The 6,925-nt window shown below is 57.4% G+C and carries 7 protein-coding genes; 3 read left to right on the forward strand and 4 right to left on the reverse strand.

The features are described from left to right. Positions 1 to 188 precede the first annotated feature (188 nt). A complete protein-coding gene (locus ACZRJ6_RS23440; protein ID WP_463970209.1) occupies positions 189 to 1,349 on the forward strand; it encodes a cysteine desulfurase family protein in 1,161 nt (386 codons plus the stop codon). A 50-nt stretch (positions 1,350 to 1,399) separates the two neighbouring features. After that, a complete protein-coding gene (locus ACZRJ6_RS23445) occupies positions 1,400 to 3,208 on the forward strand; it encodes an aminopeptidase P family protein (RefSeq protein WP_463970208.1) in 1,809 nt (602 codons plus the stop codon). 94 nt (positions 3,209 to 3,302) lie between these two features. Here ACZRJ6_RS23445 and ACZRJ6_RS23450 read toward each other — a convergent pair whose 3' ends face one another. Together ACZRJ6_RS23450 and ACZRJ6_RS23455 are read right to left on the reverse strand one after the other, a co-directional pair. Next, entirely contained in the window at positions 3,303 to 3,893 is a 591-nt protein-coding gene (locus ACZRJ6_RS23450; protein WP_463970207.1) for a 2-hydroxychromene-2-carboxylate isomerase, read from the reverse strand. 37 nt (positions 3,894 to 3,930) lie between these two features. Then, complete coding sequence (locus ACZRJ6_RS23455) at positions 3,931 to 4,662, reverse strand: SDR family NAD(P)-dependent oxidoreductase (protein ID WP_133098778.1); 732 nt, start codon at positions 4,660 to 4,662, stop codon at positions 3,931 to 3,933. Positions 4,663 to 4,754: 92 nt separating this feature from the next. Here ACZRJ6_RS23455 and ACZRJ6_RS23460 point away from each other — a divergent pair, with 92 nt between their 5' ends. Further along, entirely contained in the window at positions 4,755 to 5,312 is a 558-nt protein-coding gene (locus ACZRJ6_RS23460; protein ID WP_463970206.1) for a TetR/AcrR family transcriptional regulator, read from the forward strand. Between the two features lie 16 nt (positions 5,313 to 5,328). On the opposite strand, the gene ACZRJ6_RS23465 is transcribed toward ACZRJ6_RS23460, so the two are convergent. Next, entirely contained in the window at positions 5,329 to 5,613 is a 285-nt protein-coding gene (locus tag ACZRJ6_RS23465; protein WP_463970205.1) for a hypothetical protein, read from the reverse strand. Positions 5,614 to 5,781: 168 nt separating this feature from the next. Beyond that, positions 5,782 to 6,669, reverse strand: coding sequence for a threonine/homoserine exporter RhtA (rhtA, locus tag ACZRJ6_RS23470; RefSeq protein WP_149414722.1), 888 nt, complete (start codon positions 6,667 to 6,669; stop codon positions 5,782 to 5,784). Between the last annotated feature and the right edge of the window lie 256 nt (positions 6,670 to 6,925).

The following is a 6,925-nucleotide window of genomic DNA, read 5'->3' on the forward strand; positions in this document are numbered from 1 at the left end:
GGGCTTTTTGTTTTCCATCCCTTTCGCCGAGCCTGTTAAGCTGGATTTCAGGAGCGTTCCTACGCACTTTTAAATAAAGTGGTCTTTCTTTAACGGCATCCGATCAGGTAAACCTGACGATCTGTGTTCTGATCGCTGCCCCTGGGACGCTGAATCTCGGGAACATGCTCTGCGAGTCCTTTAACGTCATGAATAAACGTCCTCTGTATTTCGATTACGCCGCCACCACCCCGGTGGATGAGCGAGTCATCCAGGTCATGGTCGAGTGCCTGGGTTACAACGCCAATTTCGGCAACCCTGCGTCCAGTTCCCATGCGTTTGGCCAACAGGCCCGGCAAACGGTTGAGCAGGCGCGGCGCCAGGTAGCCGAATTGGTCGGCGCCCAGGCTGAGCAGATTGTCTGGACCTCCGGTGCCACTGAGTCCAACAACCTCGCGCTCAAGGGAGTGGCCCAGGCGCGGGGTGTGGCCGGTGGGCACATCATTACCAGCCAGATCGAACACAAGGCGACCCTCGACACCGCACGTCAGTTGCAGGAAGCCGGCATCGCAGTCACCTACCTGGTGCCGGATGCCGAAGGCTTGATCAGTGTTGAAGCGGTCAGCGAAGCGCTGCGAGAAGACACCTTTCTAGTGTCGCTGATGCTGGTCAACAACGAATTGGGTACGCTCAACGATATTCCGGCCATTGGTGCGCGGGTTCGTGAGCATGGCGCGCTGTTTCATGTGGACGCGGCGCAAGGGGCGGGTAAGGTTGCCATTGACCTGGCCCAGTGGCCAGTGGACCTGATGTCGTTTTCCGCCCACAAGCTGTATGGCCCCAAAGGTATCGGCGCGCTGTATGTCGGGCCACGGGCCCAGCAAAAAGTGCTGGCGCAGATTCACGGCGGAGGGCATGAAGGCGGGCTACGCTCCGGTACGCTGGCGACCCATCAGATTGCCGGGATGGGCGCAGCCTTCGCGCTGGCGGCAGAGTCCTTTACAGAAGACTCGACGGCGATTGTCGCCCTGCACCAGCGCCTGCTTGACCAACTGAAATCAATCGCTGGCGTGCGTTTGAATGGCAGCGTCACTCAACGTATTCCACACACCCTTAGCCTGACGTTCAGCGAAGGCGAGTTCAATTCCGCTGCGTTGAGCGCTGGTATTGCCTTTTCGGCTACCTCGGCGTGTAACTCGGCGAGCAATGCGCCGTCCTACGTGCTATTGGCCTTGGGCCATGATGTTCGCAGCGCAGGTCGCACTATTCGCCTGAGTCTTGGGCGTTTTACCACCGAGCAGGATATCGATCAGGCAGTTCAACTGATCAAGGCCGCGCTGGCCAGTGCGCCGGCCTTTTGGGCGGTTTGATCCAATCATTCGCAACCCATAACAATTATTAGTGGTTAGCAGGAGACACAATGAGTACGCAGCCTTTGACCTATGGAGCGGTTCCCCAGCGCCTGGCGCGCACCCGCGAGTTGATGAGCCGGGAGGGGATTTACGCCCTGCTGGTGCCGTCGGCCGACCCGCACCTGTCCGAATACCTGCCGGGTTACTGGCAGGGGCGCCAGTGGTTATCGGGTTTCCATGGTTCGGTGGGGACACTGATTGTTACCGCTGACTTCGCGGGTGTCTGGGCCGACAGCCGCTACTGGGAACAGGCGACCAAGGAGCTCAAGGGCAGTGGTATCGAGTTGGTGAAACTGCTGCCGGGGCAGTCCGGGCCGCTGGAATGGCTGGCCGAACAAACCCCTGAAGGCAGCGTAGTCGCGGTCGACGGTGCGGTGATGGCGGTTGCTTCGGCCCGCACATTGGGTACCAAGTTGGCGGACCGTGGCGCTCGCCTGCGTACCGACATCGACCTGTTGAGTGAAGTCTGGCAAGACCGTCCGGCCTTGCCGAATCAGCCGATCTATCAGCACTTGCCGCCGCAGGCTACGGTCAGCCGTGGCGAGAAACTTGCTGCGCTGCGGGCAAGTTTGAAGGAGAAGGGCGCCGACTGGCATTTCATCGCCACCCTGGACGACATCGCCTGGCTGTTCAACTTGCGCGGAGCTGATGTCTCGTTCAACCCGGTGTTCGTCTCCTTTGCCTTGATCGGTCAGCAGCAGGCGACACTGTTTGTTGCCTTGAGCAAAGTTGATGCCCAACTGCGCGCCGTACTGGAGCAGGATGGCGTAACCCTGCGTGACTACAGCGACGTGGCTGCAGCCTTGGGCGAGGTGCCCGCCGGTGCCAGCCTGCAAGTCGACCCGGCGCGGGTGACTGCGGGGTTGCTGGAGAACCTGGGCAGCGGCGTCAAACTGATTGAAGGGCTCAACCCGACTACCTTGGCCAAGTCCCGCAAGAGCCTGGCTGACGCCGAGCACATTCGCCAGGCCATGGAGCAGGATGGCGCGGCCTTGTGCGAATTTTTCGCCTGGCTGGACAGCGCGTTGGGTCGTGAGCGCATCACCGAGCTTACCATCGACGAACACCTGACCGCTGCCCGTACCCGCCGGCCGGGTTATGTGTCGTTGAGCTTCAACACCATTGCTGCGTTCAATGCCAATGGCGCCATGCCGCATTACCACGCCACTGAAGAAGAGCATGCGCTGATCGAAGGCGATGGCCTGCTGCTGATCGACTCAGGTGGCCAGTACCTCGGCGGCACCACCGACATTACGCGAATGGTACCAATCGGTACGCCGAGCGAAGAGCAAAAACGCGACTGTACGCGGGTGCTAAAGGGTGTGATTGCCTTGTCTCGCGCTCAATTCCCCAAGGGCATCCTGTCACCGCTGTTGGACGCCATCGCCCGTGCGCCGATCTGGGCTGAAGGCGTGGATTACGGCCACGGCACTGGTCACGGCGTCGGCTATTTCCTCAATGTCCATGAAGGCCCGCAAGTGATCGCCTATCAGGCTGCCGCCGCGCCGCAAACCGCCATGCAGCCGGGGATGATCACCTCCATTGAACCGGGAACCTATCGGCCGGGCCGTTGGGGTGTACGCATCGAGAACCTGGTGTTGAACCGTGAAGCGGCCAAGACCGAGTTTGGCGAGTTTCTCAAGTTTGAGACCTTGACCTTGTGTCCGATCGACACGCGTTGCCTGGTGCCGTCGTTGCTGACGACTGAGGAGTGCCAGTGGTTCAACGACTACCATGCACAGGTGCGTGCGCGTTTGAGCCCGTTGCTCAGTGGTGCGGCGTTGGAGTGGTTGCAGGTGCGCACGGCGGCTATTTAAGGGTTTGCAGTTCGGGGCCTGGGACAACGCTTTGGTCATCATAGTTGATGACGGCTTTGGCCCAGGCTGACTGGCGGCGGTTGGTGATCGAGCGTTAGCTCAGCGCTTCGCGGACAAAGTCGAGGCGATCCTGGCCGAAGAACAGTTGGCTGTCGACAAACATGCTGGGTGCACCGAACACGCCCCGTTGGATGGCGTGTTCAGTTTTGTCCTTGAGGGCGGCTTTCACTTCATCGTCGTTGGTCAGTGCCAGCACCTTGATGGGGTCGAAGCCATGCTCGGTCAGCACTGCTGCCACTACTGCTGGATCACCCAGAGGGCGTCCATCGACCCATAGGGCTTGAAACAGGCAGTCAATAAAGTCGATGAAGCGCTCCGGTTGGTGCATCTGAATGCCTGTGACAGCGCGCATCAGTGTCAGGGTGTTAATAGGGAAGTGTGGGTTGAACTTGAGTGGGACATCGTAGCGCTTGGCGTAGCGCGCCAAGTCTTGAAGCATATAGCGCCCTTTGGCGGGGATAGTGATGGGAGATGCATTGCCGGTCGCTTTAAATACTCCCCCCAAGAGCATGGGCTGATACACCAATCGACTACCGGTTTCAGCGCACAACTTGGGAAGCTGGGTATAGGCCAGGTAGGTGGCGGGGCTGCCGAGATCAAAGAAGAATTCCAGGGTTTTATTCATGGTTTTTGGTTCGCTGCTTATTATTAGGGGGGAGTGATTACCACGGCTCATTCCATGGGCGTAGATCCAGTTCGAAGGTCCAGGCGTCTCGCGGTTGACTGTGCAGGTACCAGTAGTTATCGGCAATGTGCTCGGGGTTAAGAATGCCGTCCTGATCCTTGAGGGCATACTTCTGCGGGAAGTTGTCGCGAATGAAGTCGGTGTCGATGGCGCCGTCGACCACCACATGTGCCACGTGAATGTTCAAGGGGCCAAGCTCTCGCGCCATACTTTGGGCCAAGGCTCGGATCCCATGTTTGGCACCGGCGAACGCGGCGAAGCCCGCAGCACCACGTAACCCAGCGGTGGCACCGGTAAATAGAATCGTCCCACGTTGGCGAACAGCCATCCGTTTGGCCACTTCCCGGGCATTCAGAAAACCCGAGAAGCAGGCCATTTCCCAGATCTTGAAATACTTGCGTGCGGTTTCTTCCAGAATGCTGCAGGGCACGTTGGCGCCGATATTGAAAACAAACGCTTCAATCGGGCCTAGCTCGGTTTCGATTTGCTCGATCAGGGCGACGACCTGTTCTTCCTTACGCGCGTCGCAGGCAAAACCGTGGGCTTCGCCGCCAGTCGATTGGATGCTTTCTACCAGTGGCTGCAGCTTGTCAGCGCTGCGTCGGGTGACACAGGCAACATAACCTTCGCGGGCAAAACGCTTGGCAATGGCGCCCCCCGTAGCATCTCCAGCGCCTACGACCAGTACGATTTTTTTATTATCAGTCATGACAAGTCCTTTGATAAACGATCGTTAACTAAACGAACGTTATGCTACGATTTAGTGGACGTCAAGGTTGTACATCTCCAGGGGCAGAAGCGATGCGTTATTCGGTCAGTCACAAGCAGCAGACCAGGGAAAAGCTATTGCACAGCAGCGCCGCCCTGGCCAAGAAAGAGGGGTTCGCCAGCGTCGGTGTGGATGGATTGATGAAGGCTATCGGTCTGAGTGGTGGGGCTTTCTACAGTCATTTTTCGTCGAAGGACGAGCTGTTCAGCTCGATTATCGAACGTGAGTTGAGCCATAGCCTTGAGCGTTTGAGTGTGGGGGACGTCCAGAGCCGTGAACGGTTGGATCGTTGCCTCAAGTTCTATTTGAGCATGGCTCATGTTGAACAGGCAGAATCGGGATGTGTATTGCCGAGCATGGGAGCAGAGATTGCTCGGTCGGATGTGGCGGTCCGTCAGCAGGCGCAGACATGGATTTGTCGATTGCAGGCAGACTGGGCTCGTACTCTGGAAAGCGACAGCCTGGCGTGGGCAATTCTGTCCCAGTGTGTGGGCGCCCTGGTAGTGGCAAGAATGATGGTCGACCCGCAGGTTCAGGCGCAGGTGCTTTCATCCAGCTATAAAGAGCTTAGTCAGCGAATCGCTGACTAATGAGCGTGCAAGCTGCTTATTTACAGATGACGATCATGCTTCGACTGGTGTAGCCGGCAGGGTTGAGGCCGAACGGGTAGTCCCCAGGCTCCTCCTCCGCATTGTCGCCGGACTTGGCAATGAGCTTGTAGCCTTTGGTGCCGCAGGAGTTGGCTGCGCTGGTGTAACACTGCTCCCAGGAAGAAGTCAGGCCAGAGCAATTGATATGTAGCCCTTTTTTCCCCCGCTTAACTTCTGTCTTGGTGGTTGCAGCGCAACCTGCAATGGCGACCACGACTAGCAATATCAAAATTCGCTTCATTACCATCCTTAATAGCCGCTTCGCAGGGATGCCCGACGCTGGCTTTGCTCGCTCTCGATTGTAGCGTTCTTAATGTCCCTATTTGAAAATCTCCATGAGTGACACTAGGTTACATCCTAAACATGGCCTAATTGGGCGGCAAATACCAGAGCAACGTCAAATCCTGAATCAATCGGCGGGTACCAGTGGCTTTGATTCACTGCGCATGGTCAAGGTTGCGCCAACGGACGCCAGGATAATGCACGCGATGGCCAGCCATTGCCCGACGGACAAGTACTCCTGAAGGAAAAATAGGCCGGAGAGTGCACCGAAAGCAGGTTCGATGCTCATCAGCGTACCGAAGGTGCGGGCGGGCAGGCGGGTCAGGGCGACCATCTCCAGGGTGTATGGAAGCGCTGTGGAAAGAATGGCAACGCCTATGGCTATAGGAATCAATGAGGGTGTCAGCAGTGCCGTACCGGCATGGACTATTCCGATAGGTGCGACAAATAGCGCTGCGATCATGACGCCGAGAGCTGCAGTTTGGACGCCATTGTCCGCTCCCGCTTTTTGGCCAAACAGAATGTAGAGCGCCCAGCAGATGCCAGCCCCCAATGCATAAGCCGCGCCTGTCAGGTCGATGCTGCTACTGGTTTCGCCAACAGGGATCAGCAGCAGGAGGCCGATGATCGCCAAGGCTATCCAGATGAAGTCGACGGCGCGTCGTGAAGCATAGATAGCTACGGCCAATGGGCCGGTGAACTCCAGTGCCACTGCGATGCCGAGGGGAACGGTCTGCAGGGACATATAGAAGAGGAAGTTCATGCCGCCCAGAGCCATGCCGTAGACGATCACCGTGCGCAGGGATTTGGCGGTGAGCTTGGCGCGCCAGGGACGCAGTATGAGCAGCATGATCACGCTGGCAAAAACCAGGCGCAGCGTCGTGGTGCCCTGGGCGCCGATTATTGGGAACATGCTTTTGGCCAGCGAGGCACCTGATTGAATGGAGGCCATGGCGATAAGTAGCAGGCCGACCGGGAATAATGTCGAAGTCAGGCTGCGGGGGGAGGTGTTCATGGAGGTGTTCGTCCAGGGTCGTATAAAGAAGCAGGGCCGACTATGATGCTCAACTGCTCCGCATTGAGCAATATATTGCTCAATGTATTCGTTTTCTTCTCTATATATAGAGAAGCGCGTTGATATTCGGGTGTTTCGATAGAAAACTCAAATTAGAGGTTGACGGCAGATTCTGGAAGTCTATAATTCGCCCCACTTCCGGCGCAGTCGAAACGGAAAACTCCTTGGTAAACAAAGAGTTATGTAGGTTTCGATA

It is taken from the genome of Pseudomonas sp. C321, assembly GCF_055407105.1.